Below are 18,007 nucleotides of genomic sequence, written 5' to 3' on the forward strand. Positions count from 1 at the left end.
GATCAGCGATCAGTGGTTTTAGCGGGGGACGAGGTCCAGGCACACCGAGTTGATGCAGTAACGCAGGCCGGTCGGCGGCGGGCCGTCCGGGAACACGTGGCCCAGGTGCGCATCGCATTTGGCGCAGGTGACTTCGGTACGGATCATGCCGTGGCTGACGTCGCGGATCTCGATCATCGCGCTGTCGGCAATCGGCGCGTAGAAGCTCGGCCAGCCGCAGCCGGAATCGAACTTGGTGGTGGAATCAAACAGCGGTTCATTGCAGCAAATGCAGTGATACACGCCGTCGGTCTTGGTTTCGTTGTACTTGCCGCTGAAAGGCCGCTCGGTGCCCTTGAGACGACAAACCTGGTACTGCTCCGGGTCGAGCATGGCCTTCCATTCATCAACGGTTTTCTGCAACTTTTCCATCGGTACACCTCGGCAACTGAAAAAGCCTGATCTGTGTCTTTTCCATGGATCAGGCGGCACGTATGATTGCGCCTCTTCAAAACGCCAGTCTGGCACCCGCGCTATCGGCATTCAAACGTATTTATGGGTGCAGGCCTCGCAGGATTCGCAGTACGGTAGTGTCCACGCCGTCTGGATCGTTCATTTTCAGGATCACATCGCCATGCAGGTCAGCAAATCGAACAAGCTCGCCAACGTCTGCTACGACATTCGCGGCCCAGTGCTCAAGCACGCCAAACGCCTGGAAGAGGAAGGCCATCGCATCCTCAAGCTGAACATTGGCAACCCGGCGCCTTTTGGTTTCGAAGCGCCGGACGAAATCCTCCAGGATGTGATCCGCAACCTGCCGACCGCCCAGGGCTACAGCGATTCCAAAGGCCTGTTCAGCGCGCGCAAGGCCGTGATGCAGTACTACCAGCAGAAGCAGGTGGAAGGTGTCGGCATCGAAGACATCTACCTGGGCAATGGCGTGTCCGAGCTGATCGTGATGTCCATGCAGGCCTTGCTCAACAATGGCGACGAAGTGCTGGTGCCGGCGCCTGACTACCCGCTGTGGACCGCCGCCGTGACCCTGGCCGGTGGCCACCCGGTGCACTACCTGTGCGACGAAGGTGCCGACTGGTTCCCGGACCTGGCCGACATCAAGGCCAAGATCACCCCGAACACCAAGGCCCTGGTGATCATCAACCCGAACAACCCGACCGGCGCCGTGTACTCCAAGGAAGTCCTGCTGGGCATGCTGGAACTGGCACGCCAGCACAACCTGGTGGTGTTCTCCGACGAGATCTACGACAAGATCCTCTACGATGACGCCGTGCACGTGTGCACCGCCTCGCTGGCGCCGGACCTGTTGTGCCTGACGTTCAACGGCCTGTCCAAGTCCTACCGCGTGGCGGGTTTCCGCTCCGGCTGGATCGCCATTTCGGGCCCCAAGCACAACGCCCAGAGCTACATCGAAGGCATCGACATGCTGGCCAATATGCGCCTGTGCGCCAACGTGCCGAGCCAGCACGCGATCCAGACCGCACTCGGCGGCTATCAGAGCATCAACGACCTGGTATTGCCCCAGGGCCGCCTGCTGGAACAGCGCAACCGCACCTGGGAACTGCTCAACGCGATCCCGGGCGTCAGCTGCGTAAAACCCATGGGCGCGCTGTACGCCTTCCCGCGGATCGACCCGAAAGTCTGCCCGATCTTCAACGACGAGAAGTTCGTGCTCGACCTGCTGCTGTCGGAAAAACTGCTGGTGGTGCAAGGAACGGCGTTCAACTGGCCGTGGCCGGATCACTTCCGCGTCGTGACGTTGCCGCGGGTGGATGACCTGGACATGGCCATTGGTCGCATCGGCAACTTCCTCAAGTCCTATCGCCAGTAGTGCAAATGACGCTGTACGACCGACAATCGGTCGTACAGCGAGTATCTGGCAACACTTCTCTGCGCGACGCTCCTCTTCCCTTGCCGCTGTACGCCACGGACCGGTCAACCCCCGCAATTACGGGAGACAAAGGTGTGACTGCAGCGTTCGCAGCTGGCTTTACCGGTCGGAAAATCCTTTCAAGGCTCTACATTCGCGCTGTAGGACACAGTTTGAAATAGTCGCTCGGTTGAATCACCCCTGGCCGCACCTTATATACCCCGCAGTACGCGACATATTAAGCATGAGGAGAACTCTACAACCATGATGCGCATCCTGCTGTTCTTGGCCACTAACCTGGCGGTCGTGCTGATTGCCAGCATTACCCTGAGCCTTTTCGGCTTCAACGGGTTCATGGCGGCCAACGGGGTTGATCTGAACCTCAATCAGCTGCTGGTTTTCTGTGCAGTCTTTGGTTTTGCCGGTTCGATCTTCTCGCTATTCATCTCCAAGTGGATGGCGAAAATGAGCACCAGCACCCAGGTCATCACCCAGCCCCGCACCCGGCATGAACAATGGTTGCTGCAAACCGTTGAGCAACTGTCCCGCGAGGCCGGCATCAAGATGCCTGAGGTCGGGATCTTCCCGGCCTATGAAGCCAACGCCTTTGCCACCGGCTGGAACAAGAACGACGCGCTCGTCGCGGTCAGCCAGGGCATGCTGGAACGCTTCTCCTACGACGAAGTGAAGGCGGTACTGGCCCACGAGATCGGCCACGTGGCCAACGGCGACATGGTCACCCTGGCGCTGGTACAAGGCGTGGTGAACACCTTCGTGATGTTCTTTGCGCGGATCATCGGCAACTTTGTCGACAAGGTGATCTTCAAGAACGAAGGCGGCCGTGGCATTGCCTACTTCGTGGCGACCATCTTCGCCGAAGTGGTACTGGGCTTCCTGGCCAGCGCAATCACCATGTGGTTCTCGCGCAAACGCGAGTTCCGCGCAGACGAAGCCGGTGCCCGCCTGGCCGGTACCGGGGCGATGATTGCAGCGCTGCAACACCTGCGCTCCGAACAAGGCCTGCCGGTGCACATGCCGGACAGCCTGACGGCGTTTGGTATCAACGGTGGCATCAAGCAAGGCTTTGCACGCATGTTCATGAGCCACCCGCCGCTGGAAGAGCGGATTGACGCACTGCGTCGTCGGGGCTGATAGCCAGGCAGTAACACGAGAAGGGGCGATTTGATCGCCCCTTTTTTGTGGGCGCCTGAATCGTCATCGCTGGCAAGCCCGGGCCCCACAGGGATCTTGCGCGAACGACACGGTCAATGTGGGAGCCGGGCTTGCCCGCTATGGCGATAGCAAGGTCAATACTTTTCCAGTTGGTACACACGCTCCTCCAACCGCGTGACGCCGTCCTGCACAAACTTCCAACTCTCGCCCAGGATGTCTTGTTCCTCCAACACCTGCGCAGCCCAGTGTGATTCGAGCAATACCCTGACCTCTTCATCGGTTACCGCAAAGGGCGGGCCGGCCTTCTGCGTCTGGTCGTAGTCGAGGGTGATCAGCAAACCCCGGCAGCCTGGGCGCAATACGGTATTGAGATGCCCGGCATACTGCGCCCGCATCAACGGCGGCAATGCGATCAATGCCGCACGGTCGTAGAGCGCGGCGCAATCGGCAACCGCGTCGGCGCCCAAGGCAAAGAAGTCACCGCACCACAGTTCGATCTGATCGGCCTGGTACACCTTGAACACGCCCCGCTGGCTGACCCTGGGCACGAGCCCTTGCTCGCTGAAAAACGCCTCGACCGCCTGCTCAGACAGCTCCACCCCCAGCACGCGATACCCGGCACTTGCCAGCCACATCAGGTCCAGGCTTTTGCCGCACAACGGCACCAGCACCTTCGCCCCTTCGACCAGCGCCAGTTTCGGCCAGTGACGTTGCAGGTAGGGGTTGACCTCGGGCAGATGAAAACCGATCTGGTTGCGGGCCCAGCGCTCTTGCCAAAACTTAGGCTCCATAAAAATCACCCTGAAAATTCGATCAAAAGGCGCTAAAACTTATATTAGATTTAGATCAATGATCTGATTGAAGATGGGCCCATGTTAACGCTCAGGACCCCACTTATGTTCCCCAGCCTGTTTATCTCCCACGGTTCGCCCATGCTCGCCCTGCAACCCGGCGCCAGCGGCCCGGCGTTGCGGCGCCTGGCGGCCGAACTGCCACGGCCCAAGGCGATTGTGGTGGTGTCGGCGCATTGGGAAAGCCATGAGTTACTGGTCAGCGGCAGTGCCGCTCCGGAGACCTGGCACGATTTCGGCGGCTTCCCCCGCGAGCTGTTTGCCGTGCAATACCCTGCGCCGGGCAACCCGGCATTGGCGAGTGAAATTGTCGAGCTGCTCAACGCCGATGGCCTGGCTGCGCGAATCGATGAGCGCCGCCCTTTCGACCACGGCACCTGGGTGCCGCTGTCACTGATGTACCCGGCAGCGGATATTCCCGTGGTCCAGGTGTCGTTGCCCAGCCGCATGGGCCCTGCCCTGCAGACCCGCGTCGGGCATGCGCTCGCCAGCCTGCGTGAACAAGGCGTGCTGTTGATCGGCTCCGGCAGCATCACCCATAACCTGGGGGAACTGAACTGGCAGGCCGGGCCTGAAAGCATCGAGCCTTGGGCGCGGGATTTCCGAGACTGGGTGGTGGATAAACTCGCCGCCAACGATGAGGCGGCACTGCATGACTATCGCCGCCAGGCGCCGCATGCCGTGCGCAGTCATCCGAGTGATGAGCACCTGTTGCCGCTGTATTTTGCGCGGGGCGCGGGGGGTGATTTCAGCGTGGCGCATCAGGGGTTCACCCTGGGTGCGTTGGGCATGGACATCTACCGCTTCGGCTGACACAGATCTAAATGTGGGAGCGGGCTTGCTGTGGCGAGCAAGCTTGCTTGCGCTGGGGTGCGAAGCGCCCCCAAAAAGCCGACTCCAACTGCGCTGTCGAACGGGAGCAAGCTCCCTCGCCACAGCAAGCCCGCTCCCACATTGGATCGAGTGTTGACCCAAACCTGAAATCCAGGCAAAAAAAATCCCCGAACCAGTCGGGGATTTTTTATGTGCGATCAATCAGCCCAAAGGCGGATCAATCTTCGCGGTAGCGACGCAGCTTCAGCTGCTTACCGGCAACGCGTGTGTCTTTCAGCTTGGCCAGCAGTTTTTCCAGACCGTCTTCCGGCAGCTCCACCAGGGAGAAGCTGTCACGGACCTGGATACGACCGATGGCTTCACGTGCCAGGCCACCCTCGTTGAGGATAGCGCCCAGCAGGTTCTTGGCAGCGATGCCATCACGCGCGCCCAGCGCGGTACGGCAGCGAGCACGGCCTTCGGCCAATGGAACCGGAGCACGACGCTCACGATCACCACGGTCTGGACGGTCGCCAGTACGCTCTGGACGATCACCGCGTGGCGCGTTGTTCGGCACCAGTGGGCGCTCTTTCTCGATGGCTGCCAGGGTCAGGGCCTGACCGTTGGTAGCTTTGCGCAGCAGGGCTGCAGCCAGGGCACGCGGGGTGCAACCGATATCGGCGGTCAGGCGGTCCAGCAGGTCGCCGTGGGTCGATTCAGCGTCAGCCACCAGCGGCGACAAGCTGTTGGTCAGTTTCTTGATGCGGGCATCGAGAACGGCCTGGGCATCCGGCAGGCGAACTTCGGCGACTTTCTGACCGGTTACACGCTCGATCACTTGCAGCATGCGGCGCTCACGTGGAGTCACCAGCAGCAGTGCACGACCTTCGCGACCAGCACGGCCGGTACGGCCGATACGGTGAACGTAGGACTCTGGATCGTAAGGCATGTCAACGTTGAACACGTGGGTGATACGTGGAACGTCGAGGCCACGAGCAGCAACGTCGGTCGCCACAACGATGTCCAGACGGCCATCCTTGAGGGAGTCGATCACGCGCTCACGTTGGTTCTGGGCGATGTCACCGTTCAGCGCAGCGGCTTTGTAGCCTTTGGCTTCCAGGGCACTGGCCAGGTCCAGGGTCGCTTGCTTGGTGCGCACGAACATGATCAGGGCGTCGAAGTCTTCGACTTCCAGCAGGCTCAATACAGCCGAGGTCTTCTGGTCAGCGTGAACCAACAGGTGAGCCTGTTCGATCGCGGTAACGGTCTGAGTCTTGGTCTGGATCTTCACGTGTTGCGGATCGCGCAGGTGGCGTTCGGCAATGGCACGGATCGACTGTGGCAGGGTGGCCGAGAACAGTACAGTCTGACGGGTCGGTGGCAGCGCCTTGAAGATGACTTCCAGGTCATCCATGAAGCCCAGCTTCAACATTTCGTCAGCTTCGTCCAGAACCAGGTGGTTCACGGTCGACAGGACTTTCTCGTCACGACGCAGGTGGTCGCACAGACGGCCCGGAGTGGCGACAACAATTTGTGCGCCGTTACGGATTGCTTTCAGTTGTGGGCCCATAGGCGCGCCGCCGTAAACGGCCACAACGGTTACGCCTGGCATTTGCTTGGCGTAGGTTTCAAAAGCGGTTGCTACTTGCAGCGCCAACTCACGGGTTGGCGCCAGGATCAGGGCTTGCGGCTCGCGCTTGGCAGGATCGATGCAGTGCAGGATAGGCAGGGCGAACGCGGCGGTTTTACCGGTACCGGTTTGTGCCTGGCCAATCATGTCCTGGCCGGCCATGATGATCGGGATCGATTGCTGCTGAATAGCCGAAGGTTCTTCGTAGCCGGTCGCGATGACGGCAGCAAGAATGTTCGGGTTAAGATTAAAAGCGGCGAAGCCGCCGGTTTCCTGGGTCATGGGTCTGCCTCTAAGTGCATCCGCAAAGACCCATGCTCCAAAGCTGCGCATGCCGTGTTGAGACTCAAGAGTCGCCCTGGCTGCTTTGTCGGCGGGGATTTGCGAAAACGAATGAATGAAAAAGATTCGTCAAGGAAGAGTCCGCTGTGCGGACGTGCAGCCGAAGCTGACTTCGGGGAATTGCGCTACCTAAACGCGGCCCGGTTAAAGGCCGGCGCGCACTATACCGGAAATACCTGAAAAAGGGAGCTTTTTTTATCGTAAAGCACTGATATACCGCGCTGTGTCACAGTCTTTGCAGAGAGCCGTGCCAGGGTCTATTTTTCAAAGGCCCGGCCCTGCTGGTCATAACGCTTAAACGGTTCACCCAATGCTTAAGACCTTTGGTCTGAAACCTACCCACGCCCTGAGGGCACACTCGATGAATCAAGCCAGCAGTAGTCGCGTCAGCCGTGCACTTCAAGGCCATGTCATGCTGCTGGGCCTGGACCGGGTGGCCAAGCGCAATGCCTTTGACCTGGATTTGCTCAATGAATTGAGCCTGGCCTATGGCGAATTTGATCGAAACGACGACGCGCGGGTGGCCGTGGTGTTTGCCCACGGCGACCACTTCACCGCCGGGCTGGACCTGGCGAATGTCAGCGGGGTGATGTCGGGCGGCTGGCAGCCACCGTTGGGCGGCTGCGACCCGTGGGGCGTGTTCGCCGGGCCCAGGGTCAGCAAACCGGTAATCGTTGCGGCCCAGGGTTACTGCCTGACCATCGGCATCGAGTTGATGCTGGCGGCGGATATCAATATTTGCGCGAGCAACACGCGCTTTGCGCAGATGGAAGTCCAGCGCGGGATCTTTCCGTTTGGCGGTGCGACGCTGCGCTTTCATCAGGTGGCCGGCTGGGGCAATGCGATGCGCTGGTTGCTTACCGGCGATGAGTTTGATGCGCACGAGGCACTGCGGCTGGGGCTGGTGCAGGAAGTGATGGCCAGTGAAGACTTGCTGCCCCGCGCTATCGAGCTGGCCAACCGCATTGCCCGCCAGGCGCCGCTTGGGGTGCAGGCGACATTGATGTCGGCGCGCCTGGCGCGGATGGAGGGTGAGGCTGTTGCGGCGGCCGGGTTGCAGGTGGTGGTGGAGAAATTGCTCAACAGTGAAGATGCCAAAGAGGGCGTGCGAGCAATGGTTGAGAAGCGGCCGGGGGTGTTCAAGGGGATTTGAGCTGGCAGTGCGGGCCTCTTCGCGGGCAAGCCCGCTCCCACAGTTGATCGCCTATCCCCTGTGGGAGCCGGGCTTGCCCGCGATGGCGCCAGAACAGGCAACTAAGTCGCCGGCCGAATCGCCTTGATCAACGCCTGCAACGAGTACCCCAATCGCGGCGCCAAGGCTTCGGCACGCGTTGAAAGCGCATCAATGTCCAGCTCCTGATCCAGCTCCGAAGGCACCAGCAAAATCACATTGCCCTCCTTCACCGGCAGTTCCCAGTAATGCCGGTGATACAACCCGCGCAATAACGCCGCACCCAGCGGTTTGCCATCGTCGGTCGCCCACTGGTTGATCACCAGCCAGCCGCCGGGGTTGAGTTTCTTCTGGCAGTTTTCCAGGAAGGTCCAGGCCAGGTGGCCGACGCCCGGGCCGACATCCGTGTACAGGTCGACGAAAATCAGGTCGGCCGATTCGGCGGTATCCAGCAGTTGCAGCGCGTCGCCAATGCGGATGTACAGGCGCGGGTCGTCATCCAGCCCCAGGTATTCGATGGCCAGGCGCGGCACATCCGGGCGCAGCTCAATGGCTTCGACATCTTCCAGCGGCAGAAACTTGAGGCACGCCTGGGTCAGCGTGCCGGCACCCAGGCCGAGGAACAGCGCGCTCTCAGGTTGCTCATGGCACAACGCACCAATCAGCATCGCGCGGGTGTAGTCGTACTCCAGCCAGCTCGGGTCGGCGGTAAATACGCAGCTTTGCTCGATGGCATCGCCAAACTCGAGAAAGCGGTAATCGGCCACTTCGAGCACGCGGATCATGCCGAAATCATCATGGACTTCGGCCAGCAGGCGCTCGACACGCTCCTCGGTCATCACTACTCCTAAAGGGTTTACCGCACGGCAAAGGCGCGATTGTCGGCCAACCGGCGGCAACAGGTCACGCACTAATTGCTGATAACATTGGCGCCCGACCGTCAATCACCCAATCGAGTTCATGATGAGCCATCCCTGGAGCCCCGACAGCTGGCGCGCCCTGCCGATCCAGCAACAACCCCAGTACCCGGACGCTGCACACTTGCTGCAAGTGGAGCAGAACCTGGCCAGCTACCCGCCGCTGGTGTTTGCCGGGGAAGCCCGCGAGTTGCGCCGTCAGTTTGCCGAAGTGACCCAGGGCCGCGCGTTCCTGCTGCAAGGCGGCGATTGTGCCGAGAGCTTTGCCGAGTTCTCGGCGGCAAAAATCCGTGACACCTTCAAGGTGCTGCTGCAGATGGCCATCGTGATGACCTTCGCTGCCGGCTGCCCGGTGGTGAAAGTCGGGCGCATGGCCGGCCAGTTCGCCAAGCCGCGCTCGGCCAACGATGAAACCATCGACGGCGTCACCCTGCCCGCCTACCGCGGCGACATCGTCAACGGCATCGGCTTCGACATGAAAAGCCGCGTGCCGGACCCGGACCGCCTGCTGCAGTCCTACCACCAGTCCACCGCCACGCTCAATTTGCTGCGCGCGTTTGCCCAGGGCGGTTTTGCCGACCTGCACCAAGTGCACAAGTGGAACCTGGACTTCATTGCCAACTCCGCGCTGGCCGAAAAGTACAGCCAACTGGCCGACCGCATCGACGAGACCCTGGCGTTCATGCGTGCCTGCGGCATGGACGATTCACCCCAGCTGCGCGAAACCAGCTTCTTCACCGCCCACGAGGCGCTGTTGCTCAATTACGAGCAAGCCTTCGTGCGCCGCGACAGCCTGACCAACGACTACTACGATTGCTCGGCCCACATGCTCTGGATCGGCGACCGCACACGTCAGCTGGACGGCGCCCACGTTGAATTCCTGCGCGGGGTCAATAACCCGATCGGCGTCAAGGTCGGCCCGAGCATGAACCCCGACGACCTGATCCGCTTGATCGACATTCTCAACCCGGACAACGACCCCGGCCGCCTCAACCTGATCGCGCGCATGGGCGCCGGCAAGGTTGGCGACCACCTGCCCAACCTGATTCGCGCAGTGCAACGCGAGGGCAAGCAGGTGCTGTGGAGCTCGGACCCGATGCATGGCAACACCATCAAGGCCAGCAGCGGCTACAAGACGCGCGACTTTGCGCAGATTCTTGGCGAGGTGAAGGAGTTCTTCCAGGTGCATCAGGCCGAAGGTTCGTATGCCGGCGGGATTCATATCGAGATGACCGGGCAGAACGTCACCGAGTGCATCGGCGGCGCGCGACCGATCACCGAGGACGGCTTGTCGGACCGCTATCACACCCATTGCGACCCACGGATGAATGCCGATCAGTCGCTGGAGCTGGCGTTCCTGATTGCCGAGACCTTGAAGCAGGTTAAACGCTAAGAAGTTGAGTCGACGCCATCGCGGGCAAGCCCGGCTCCCACAGGGTAATGCATTCCAACTGTGGGAGCCGGGCTTGCCCGCGATGGCGCTCTATAGGCCTATACCCAAGTTGAGCATTGCTACTCTCAGCCGAGCAGCACTGGGCCGCTGGCAATTAAGTTGGACCTGCTCCAGCCCCAACCAACTGGCCATCTGCGCCAGGTTCAAGGCCAACGCCTGCATGCCTTCCTCATCCAACCCCGTCTCTTCTTCGTGCACCGCATGCACCGCCAGGCAGCCATTGGCGCGTTCGGCGCGCAAGTCGACGCGCGCAGCGATGCGCTCATTGTGCAAAAACGGCAGCACGTAATAGCCGTACACCCGCTTGTCTTGCGGGGTGTAGATCTCCAGCCGATAACGGAAGTCGAACAACCGCTCGGTACGGCTGCGCTCCCAGATCAGCGAGTCGAACGGCGACAGCAAGGCGCTGGCCGGTACCTTGCGCGGTACTTTCGGATCGGGCAGGCAGAATGCCGGTGCTTTCCAGCCCTGCACCTGGCAGGCCAGCAACTGACCGTCCTCGACCAGTTCGGCCAAGCGGCTGCGGCTGTCGGCGGGGTCAAGGCGGAAGTAGTCACGCAGGTCTTTTTCCGTCCCCACGCCCAGCGCCGTCGCACTGTGCAGCAGCAAGCCACGCTGGGCCTCGGCTTCGCTTAACGCGGGTTGTTGAAGGATCTCGCCGGGAATCACCCGCTCGGGTAAATCATAAAGCCGCTCAAACCCACGCCGCCCCGCCACGGTGACCAACCCGGCGGCAAACAGCCACTCCAGCGCGTGCTTTTCGTCACTCCAATCCCACCACGGGCCCGCGCGCTCCTCACGGGTCGACAAACTGCCTGCGCCCAGTGCACCGCGCGCCTCGACGGTCTGCAATACGCGCTCAATAGTGGCCTGCTGCTCACGGCCAAAACGCGCCATCTGCGAGTAAATCCCCTGCCCCATCTTCGCCCGTTCCATGCGCCAGCGCATCAACGGGTACAACGCCATAGGCAGCAGCGAAGCCTCATGGCCCCAATACTCAAACAGCGAGCGCCGTCGCCCCTGACTCCAGGCGGCTTGCTCAAGAATCAACGGGGAGTAATGGCCAAGGCGCGAAAACAGCGGCAGGTAATGCGAGCGCACCACCGCATTGACGGAGTCGATCTGCAACACACCCAAACGCTCAATCAGCCGGTTGAGGTGCGCGGCCTTGACCTGTGCCGGCGCCTGGCGCCCGGAGAACCCCTGGGCCGCCAGCGCCAGGCGTCGCGCTTGCTTGAGTGAAAAAGACAGGTCGACGGGCATGGGTTTCTCCGGATGGGCTCGCCGACCACCCTACTGCATCCTGGGTCATTTTCGCAGCGGGTCTTGCCAGAAATGCAGGTGACGATCCTGCTCGACATCGCCGCGATTCAGCCCGATGTCCTTGAGCGCCTCATCGCTCAAACTTGCCAGTGTCTGACGCTCTTGATGCAACGCCTGCCAGCGCGCAATCGTGTGAAACAGCCCGGAAAACGGACGTTTCGCCATCAACACAAAACCTTTCTGACCTTTCATCTTCTCGCCCTCCAGTGGGGATGACGAGAGTGTGTGCCTGGCCTTATGATCAATCCAACGAATGTTTCTTATGCAATACATCTCGGAGATTGATCAATTGTCCGGCTACCCCAGCATCGACACTGAAGTGCTGCGCACCTTCGTCGCCATCGCCGATCAGGGCGGCTTTACCCGCGCCGGTGAACTGGTCAACCGCACTCAGTCGGCGGTGAGCATGCAGATGAAGCGCCTGGAAGAAGACGTGCTGCAACGCAAGCTGTTCGAGCGCGACGGGCGCCAGGTGCGGCTGACGCCGGAAGGCCAGGTGTTGCTCGGTTATGCGCGGCGCATCCTGAAACTGCACAGCGAGGTGTTCAACACCCTGCGCGAACCGCACATGGTCGGCTTGGTGCGCATCGGCACGCCGGATGACTACGTGATGCGCTACTTGCCGGGCATTCTGAAGCGATTCTCCAAGGCCTATCCGCTGATTCAGCTGGAGATGCACTGCGAATCGTCCCTGGTATTGATGCAACGCCGGGATCTGGCCCTCACGGTGATCAGCCGTGAACCGGGCAGCGAAATCGGCGAACTGTTGCGCAGTGAGCGGATGGTCTGGGTGGCTGCGCCGTGCTTCTGCGTGGACGAGCATGAGTCGCTGCCCCTGGCCATTTCCGGCCTGGACAGCTTCTGCACCCACTGGACGCGCTCCGCGCTGGATGCCAGCGGGCGCGACTATCGCCTGGCGTATCACAGCTCCAATGGTGCAGCGATCCAGGCAGTGGTCAGCGCCGGCCTGGCGATTACCGTGAGCATGGAAAGCCTGGTGACCGAAGACCTGCGCGTACTCGGCAGTGAGGAAGGTTTTCCGCCGCTACCGTCGGTCGATCTGCGGTTACTGCGCAACCCTGCAATGGCCTCGCCCATCACCGATTGCCTGGCGGAATACATCCTCGAAGGCTTCAGACTTTAAACGTCAGCATCACCGCGCAGATCGCCAGGAAAGCGCAGAACAAGCCGCGCAACACGCGCTCGGGCAAGGCGTGGGCGACTTTTACACCCCAGCTGATACTCAGCAGGCCGCCAACGGCCAGGGGCACGCCGATCATCCAGTCGACTTCGTGGTGCCAGGCATAGGTCACCAACGTCACGCTGGTGCTGGGCAACGCCAAGGCCAGCGACAAACCTTGCGCGACCACTTGGGTGGTGCCGAAAAGGCTGGTCAGCACCGGCGTGGCAACCACCGCGCCGCCCACGCCAAACAAACCGCCCATGGAGCCGGACGCCGCGCCCAGCAGCCCGAGCCATGGCCAGGAATAGCGCATCTCGGCCGTCGGCGGCGCATTGCGGGTGAACATGCGCACAAGGTTGTACGCCGAGAGCGTCAGCAAAAACGCGATAAAGCCCACGCGCATGGCGCCGGCATCCAGGCCGACCGCCCAGATCGAACCGAGCCAGGCGAAGCTGAAGCCCATGACGCCCAATGGCAACGCGTGGCGCAGTTCGATGCGATTGCGCTGGTGGTAACGCCACAGCGCCAGCATCACATTAGGCACCACCATCACCAATGCCGTGCCTTGGGCGAGTTGCTGATCGAGGCCGAACAACACGCCCAGCACCGGGATTGCAATCAGCCCGCCGCCAATGCCGAACAGGCCGCCGACCGTGCCCAGGGCCGCGCCTAATAACAGGTACATCGCTAAATCCAACACCGCTTCTCACTCCAAAACCCAGGCCTTGCATGCTACGCAGTCGGCTCTGGCGCGGAAACGCACAGCAACGCACAATGGCTGTGCCAATCTCGCATAAGCGCGCCTATGAACCCCAATACGCTGACCGATCAACTGAGCCTGTTTCTGGATGTGCTGGAGACCGGCAGTTTTTCCGCCGCCGCCCGCCGTCATCCGCTGACGCCTTCGGCAGTGGCTCGGCGGATCGACAGCCTGGAAAGTTCGGTCGGCAGCCGCCTGTTTCAACGCAGCACCCACGCGGTGGTGCCGACACCGGCAGGCCTGGCCTTCGCCGAGCGGGCGCGGCGCATTGTCGGTGAGTTGCAGTTGGCCCGGGCTGAGGCGGTGTCGTTGAGCCATGCGCCGGAGGGCTTGATTCGCGTGGACGCGCCGGCGGCGTTTGGTCGACGGCATCTGGCGCCGGTGATCGCCGATTTTCTGAATGTGTACCCGGGGCTGGACGTGCACCTGCACCTGATCGACAGCTTTGTCGACATGCAGGGCGCGCACTTGGGCAAGGTCGACCTGGTGTTGCGCGCCGGGCATATCGTCGACACGCGGTTGATTGCCACACCGCTGGCCAGCATCGTGCGTATCGCCTGCGCCAGCCCGGCCTATCTCAAAAGCCGAGGCACGCCGACGCATCCGCGCGAGTTGAGCGAACACGACGGCCTCGACTGGGACGGCCTGGCGCCAATGTTCGCCTGGCGCTTCGAGCTGGATGGGCGCCGCGCCACCTATCGCCCGCAGCGCATTCGCATGAGTGCCAATAACGCCGAAGCGCTGCTCTCGGGCGCACTCGCCGGGCTGGGTATCGCGCACCTGCCCACCTGGCTTGCCAGTGAATACCTGGTGCGCGGCGAACTGTTGCCGCTGTTTTGCGAAGATGGGCTGCCCAGCCCGGAAACCAGCGGCATCTACGCGTTACGCCTGGAGCAACAGGCAAATGCGCGTAGCCGGTTGTTGCTGGAATACTTGAAGTCGCGTTTCAGCCCGGTGCCGCCGTGGGATCTGGCGCTGCAAAGCGGTTTGGTCTGACCGCGCAGACAGAATTATCTGGCGCATTAAAGGTTTGACCGCTAGATTCCAGCCCATACACGCTTTTTCGAGGCACCGTCATGAGCAAAAACCCCGATCCTTGCGAATCCTTGATGCTGGATAACCAGCTGTGTTTCGCCCTGCACTCCACTTCGCTGCTGATGACCAAGGTCTACAAGCCACTGCTGCAAGCCCTCGGCCTGACCTACCCGCAGTACCTGGCCATGATGGTGTTGTGGGAAGAGGATGGCTTGACCGTCGGCGAAATCAGCAGCCGCCTGCTGACCGACCCGGGCTCACTGACGCCGCTGCTCAAGCGCCTGGAAGCCGAAGGCCTGCTCAGCCGCACCCGCAGCCGCGAGGATGAACGTGTGGTGGTGGTGGAATTGACCCAGGCAGGCCGTGCGCTGCAGGAAAAGGCCATGGGCATTCCGCAGTGCATCCTCGGCGCCAGCGGGCTGCAACTGGAGCAGTTGCGCAAGTTGCAGGGGGATTTGATTGCCTTGCGGGGCAATCTGCAAAACGCAATTTGAAGGCATTCACGCCGTAAAAATGTGGGAGTGGGCTTGCTCGCGAAGGCAGTGTGTCAGTCACTGATTAATTGACTGATCCACCGCTTTCGCGAGCAAGCCCGCTCCCACATTTGTTTGGGTGAGTGTCAGGAAATTCCCGTCGGAAAAGATTTTTATAAATTTATCTTGCGCACTAAACATTAGCGCTATACATTCATCTCACCATCTACTTAGCGCGCAAATATTTAGCGCTAACAAACCAAGAGGAAGACCCCATGCAAACGCTCTATACCGCAGTAGCCACCGCCACCGGCGGCCGTGATGGTCGTGCTGTTTCCAGCGACAACATCCTCGACGTCAAACTCTCCACCCCTAAAGAATTGGGCGGTGCCGGTGGCCAGGCCACCAACCCTGAACAGCTGTTTGCTGCCGGTTACTCGGCCTGCTTTATCGGCGCGCTGAAATTCGTCGCCAGCCAGACCAAACGCAAAATCCCGGATGACGCTTCGATCACTGCCCACGTCGGCATCGGTCAAATCCCCGGTGGTTTCGGCCTGGATATCGACCTGAACATCAACTTGCCGGGCCTGGATCAAGACGACGCGCAAAGCCTGGTCGACGCCGCCCACCAAGTTTGCCCGTACTCCAACGCCACCCGTGGCAACGTCGATGTGCGCCTGCACGTGACGGTCTGATTAACAAACGCCCACAAAAAAGCCCGACGCAAGGTCGGGCTTTTTTTCGTATCGGCGAGGCCAGAATTACTTCTTGGCGCGACCTTTGTACGAACCACCTTCGCGGGTGTCGATCTCGATCAGGTCGTCGATTTCGATGAAATCGGCCACTTGCAGTTCGGTACCGTTAGCCAGCTTGGCAGGCTTCATGACTTTGCCGGAAGTGTCGCCGCGAGCGGAACCTTCGGTGTAGGCAACCTTACGCACGATAGTGGTCGGCAGCTCTACGGAAACCAGGCGGTCTTCGAAGAAGATCGCTTCGCAGACGTCTTCCATGCCTTCTTCAACGAACGGCAGAACGGCTTCGATGTCTTCAGCGTTCAGCTCGTACATGGTGTAGTCGGTGGTGTCCATGAACGTGTAGGTGTCGCCGCTGATGAAGGACAGGGTCGCTTCTTTGCGGTCGAGGATCACGTCGTCCAGTTTGTCATCGGCGCTGTAGACGATCTCGGTCTTGTAACCGGTCAGCAGGTTCTTCAGCTTGGTCTTCATGATTGCGCTGTTACGACCAGACTTGGTGAACTCAGCTTTCTGAACCAGCCAAGGGTCGTTTTCGAGACGGATCACTGTACCGGGTTTCAGTTCTTTACCAGTTTTCATTGCATATATCCGAAATTTGGATGGGATTTACAAAATTCAAGGTGGCGTATCATATCCAACTTTCATAAAACTTCACCAGCGCCGTCGCAAGATCCGCCTGCAAGCCTTGTTCCAGACACCACGAATCGGCGTTCCGGCACACCTCTGGCCAGTGCTCCAGCAGCATTTTCCACGGTTGTGCCATATCGCCATCAGCGTTCCAGGCCTGCCAGAGTTCAACCACCGCCGTTTTGGCGGCTGGCGATAAGGCGGCGGTGTACAGCGTCAGGAAGGCATCGAGCTTGTCCAGGTGGATGTCTTCGTCCTGGCGATAGATGTGCCACAGCAACGGGCGCCCCGCCCATTGCGCGCGCACGAACGAGTCTTCACCGCGCACCGCATTGAATTCGCAGCACCACAGCAGGCGGTCATATTGTTCCTGGCGCACGAAAGGCAGCACCTGCACGGTCAGAGCGTCGCGCTGATGCAGATCTCCCACGGCCAGCCCGTCTACACCGAGCCAGCGCTGCACATCGCCGAGGATGCGCCCTTCCGGCACCAATAGATGAGTGGCACGCCCGTCCGTCGCCAGCACGTCGAGCCAACTGGCGAGCCCGGCATTTTCGTAGGCGAACAACGACATCAAACGCACACCCGCTGCTGGAAATACGCCGAGCGCCTGTAGGAATTGTTGCTGTGCTGCCGGATCCTGCTGAAACGCCTGACGCTGCTCCAGCAACCCGCCTTCACGCAAAAGCCCGCCAGTCCCCGGACGAAAGCCCGGAAAAAAGAAGTACTTCTGCACACCCTTGAACTTCACCGACGGCAGGCGATGGCAACCCACTACCCAGTCCTCAGCACTGAGGTAATCCAGGTTCATCCACAAGGGTGTGCGTTCGCACGCGGCCATGGCTTCCATATAGTCAGGCGGCAACTGGCACGCGAACGCGGCGATCACCACATTGGCCGATGGCGTGTCGCGCCACTGCGCCGGCCAATGGCACACCTCCACGCCTTCCTGCCACTGCTGGTCCAGCCGCACATCAATCTCTGGGCACAGGCGTTCGAAGGCGCGCAGGTCGTCGACCCACAAGCGCACCTCACACGCGTGCTCAACCACCAATTGCCGGGCCAGGCGCCAGGTCACGCCGATGTCGCCGTAGTTGTCGATGACGCTGCAAAAAATATCCCAGCGGGCTTTCATTCCGGGCTCCAACGCTCAAAGGCTCGATTGTCCGCATAAATGCGTCGATGCAGAAGGCTTGATCGCGATTATTCTGCACAGTGGCTGTGCGACAATCGCCGCCACGCCGCAAATGCCTGCCAGGAGGCCACCATGTCTGATCGTTCGTTGTCGCTGTTCAAGCTCAGTGTTGCTGTGGCGTTCGGCCTGTGGCTGGGGTTCATCGCCATTGTGCTGACCACCTGGCTGGCCTCGCGCTACCTGTTCCCGCAAAGCCTGGCGCCGGTAGCCCAGGCGGTGCAGCAATTGGGCAAACCCGCCGTGGCCGCGCCGGAACCGCCGAACCGCATGTTCGAGCAATACCAAGAGAACCTTCGCAAGCAGGAACAGCAGCAGACCCTGGACCAGGCACGCACCAACGCGCGCAACCTGGCCAACCCCAAATGCCAGTTCTGGCTGCAACAGGACCAGAACGCGCCCAATGAAAAGAGCAAGGCAAATGTCCTGCAATTCTGCGATTGAT

At 60.8% G+C, this 18,007-nt stretch carries 19 protein-coding genes; 10 read left to right on the forward strand and 9 right to left on the reverse strand.

From position 1 onward, the window contains the following. Positions 1-18 precede the first annotated feature (18 nt). Positions 19-411: a peptide-methionine (R)-S-oxide reductase MsrB gene (msrB, locus tag HX783_RS03545; protein WP_159955030.1), complete on the reverse strand. Its 393-nt coding sequence runs from the start codon at positions 409-411 to the stop codon at positions 19-21. Positions 412-613: 202 nt separating this feature from the next. Between msrB and HX783_RS03550 the strand changes: the two genes are divergently transcribed. After that, entirely contained in the window at positions 614-1,825 is a 1,212-nt protein-coding gene (locus HX783_RS03550) for a pyridoxal phosphate-dependent aminotransferase (RefSeq protein ID WP_017734399.1), read from the forward strand. A 303-nt stretch (positions 1,826-2,128) separates the two neighbouring features. Next, positions 2,129-3,016: a protease HtpX gene (gene htpX, locus HX783_RS03555; protein ID WP_159955029.1), complete on the forward strand. Its 888-nt coding sequence runs from the start codon at positions 2,129-2,131 to the stop codon at positions 3,014-3,016. Positions 3,017-3,171: 155 nt separating this feature from the next. Here htpX and HX783_RS03560 read toward each other — a convergent pair whose 3' ends face one another. Continuing rightward, positions 3,172-3,828, reverse strand: coding sequence for a thiopurine S-methyltransferase (locus HX783_RS03560; protein ID WP_177015990.1), 657 nt, complete (start codon positions 3,826-3,828; stop codon positions 3,172-3,174). Positions 3,829-3,933: 105 nt separating this feature from the next. On the opposite strand from HX783_RS03560, the gene HX783_RS03565 reads away from it, so the two are divergent. After that, entirely contained in the window at positions 3,934-4,701 is a 768-nt protein-coding gene (locus HX783_RS03565; protein ID WP_177015991.1) for a class III extradiol ring-cleavage dioxygenase, read from the forward strand. A gap of 238 nt (positions 4,702-4,939) precedes the next feature. Here HX783_RS03565 and HX783_RS03570 read toward each other — a convergent pair whose 3' ends face one another. Beyond that, positions 4,940-6,613 carry a DEAD/DEAH box helicase gene (locus HX783_RS03570; RefSeq protein WP_017136163.1) on the reverse strand — a complete coding sequence of 558 codons (1,674 nt, stop codon included), beginning with the start codon at positions 6,611-6,613 and terminating at the stop codon, positions 4,940-4,942. Between the two features lie 421 nt (positions 6,614-7,034). Here HX783_RS03570 and HX783_RS03575 point away from each other — a divergent pair, with 421 nt between their 5' ends. Beyond that, positions 7,035-7,826 (forward strand): crotonase/enoyl-CoA hydratase family protein, encoded by a 792-nt coding sequence (locus tag HX783_RS03575; protein WP_159955025.1) that lies wholly within the window; start codon positions 7,035-7,037, stop codon positions 7,824-7,826. A gap of 101 nt (positions 7,827-7,927) precedes the next feature. Here HX783_RS03575 and HX783_RS03580 read toward each other — a convergent pair whose 3' ends face one another. Further along, on the reverse strand, positions 7,928-8,683 hold the full coding sequence (locus HX783_RS03580; RefSeq protein ID WP_177015992.1) for a spermidine synthase: 756 nt from the start codon (positions 8,681-8,683) through the stop codon (positions 7,928-7,930). A 124-nt stretch (positions 8,684-8,807) separates the two neighbouring features. Between HX783_RS03580 and HX783_RS03585 the strand changes: the two genes are divergently transcribed. Beyond that, positions 8,808-10,154: a class II 3-deoxy-7-phosphoheptulonate synthase gene (locus tag HX783_RS03585; protein ID WP_177015993.1), complete on the forward strand. Its 1,347-nt coding sequence runs from the start codon at positions 8,808-8,810 to the stop codon at positions 10,152-10,154. Positions 10,155-10,244: 90 nt separating this feature from the next. Here HX783_RS03585 and HX783_RS03590 read toward each other — a convergent pair whose 3' ends face one another. Continuing rightward, on the reverse strand, positions 10,245-11,477 hold the full coding sequence (locus tag HX783_RS03590; protein WP_177015994.1) for a winged helix-turn-helix domain-containing protein: 1,233 nt from the start codon (positions 11,475-11,477) through the stop codon (positions 10,245-10,247). A gap of 45 nt (positions 11,478-11,522) precedes the next feature. Continuing rightward, the gene (locus HX783_RS03595) at positions 11,523-11,729 is read right to left on the reverse strand and encodes a DUF1127 domain-containing protein (protein WP_177015995.1); all 207 of its coding nucleotides are present in this window, start codon (positions 11,727-11,729) and stop codon (positions 11,523-11,525) included. Positions 11,730-11,799: 70 nt separating this feature from the next. Here HX783_RS03595 and HX783_RS03600 point away from each other — a divergent pair, with 70 nt between their 5' ends. Then, positions 11,800-12,681, forward strand: a complete 882-nt coding sequence (locus HX783_RS03600) for a LysR family transcriptional regulator (protein ID WP_177015996.1) — start codon at positions 11,800-11,802, stop codon at positions 12,679-12,681. On the opposite strand, the gene HX783_RS03605 is transcribed toward HX783_RS03600, so the two are convergent. Continuing rightward, on the reverse strand, positions 12,671-13,420 hold the full coding sequence (locus tag HX783_RS03605) for a sulfite exporter TauE/SafE family protein (RefSeq protein ID WP_177015997.1): 750 nt from the start codon (positions 13,418-13,420) through the stop codon (positions 12,671-12,673). The genes HX783_RS03600 and HX783_RS03605 overlap by 11 nt on opposite strands. A gap of 105 nt (positions 13,421-13,525) precedes the next feature. On the opposite strand from HX783_RS03605, the gene HX783_RS03610 reads away from it, so the two are divergent. From HX783_RS03610 to HX783_RS03620, 3 genes are all read left to right on the forward strand, one after another. After that, positions 13,526-14,476, forward strand: a complete 951-nt coding sequence (locus HX783_RS03610) for a LysR family transcriptional regulator (RefSeq protein WP_159955018.1) — start codon at positions 13,526-13,528, stop codon at positions 14,474-14,476. Between the two features lie 80 nt (positions 14,477-14,556). Then, on the forward strand, positions 14,557-15,009 hold the full coding sequence (locus tag HX783_RS03615) for a MarR family winged helix-turn-helix transcriptional regulator (RefSeq protein WP_177015998.1): 453 nt from the start codon (positions 14,557-14,559) through the stop codon (positions 15,007-15,009). Positions 15,010-15,263: 254 nt separating this feature from the next. Then, entirely contained in the window at positions 15,264-15,683 is a 420-nt protein-coding gene (locus HX783_RS03620; protein ID WP_159955016.1) for an organic hydroperoxide resistance protein, read from the forward strand. 66 nt (positions 15,684-15,749) lie between these two features. On the opposite strand, the gene HX783_RS03625 is transcribed toward HX783_RS03620, so the two are convergent. Together HX783_RS03625 and earP are read right to left on the reverse strand one after the other, a co-directional pair. After that, a complete protein-coding gene (locus tag HX783_RS03625; RefSeq protein ID WP_003218698.1) occupies positions 15,750-16,322 on the reverse strand; it encodes an elongation factor P in 573 nt (190 codons plus the stop codon). Positions 16,323-16,371: 49 nt separating this feature from the next. After that, positions 16,372-17,505 carry an elongation factor P maturation arginine rhamnosyltransferase EarP gene (gene earP / locus HX783_RS03630; RefSeq protein WP_177015999.1) on the reverse strand — a complete coding sequence of 378 codons (1,134 nt, stop codon included), beginning with the start codon at positions 17,503-17,505 and terminating at the stop codon, positions 16,372-16,374. Between the two features lie 132 nt (positions 17,506-17,637). Here earP and HX783_RS03635 point away from each other — a divergent pair, with 132 nt between their 5' ends. Further along, the gene (locus HX783_RS03635; RefSeq protein ID WP_159955014.1) at positions 17,638-18,006 is read left to right on the forward strand and encodes a hypothetical protein; all 369 of its coding nucleotides are present in this window, start codon (positions 17,638-17,640) and stop codon (positions 18,004-18,006) included. The last annotated feature ends 1 nt before the right edge of the window (position 18,007 follow it).

This window comes from Pseudomonas sp. D2002 (genome assembly GCF_013385735.1).
GTDB lineage: Bacteria > Pseudomonadota > Gammaproteobacteria > Pseudomonadales > Pseudomonadaceae > Aquipseudomonas.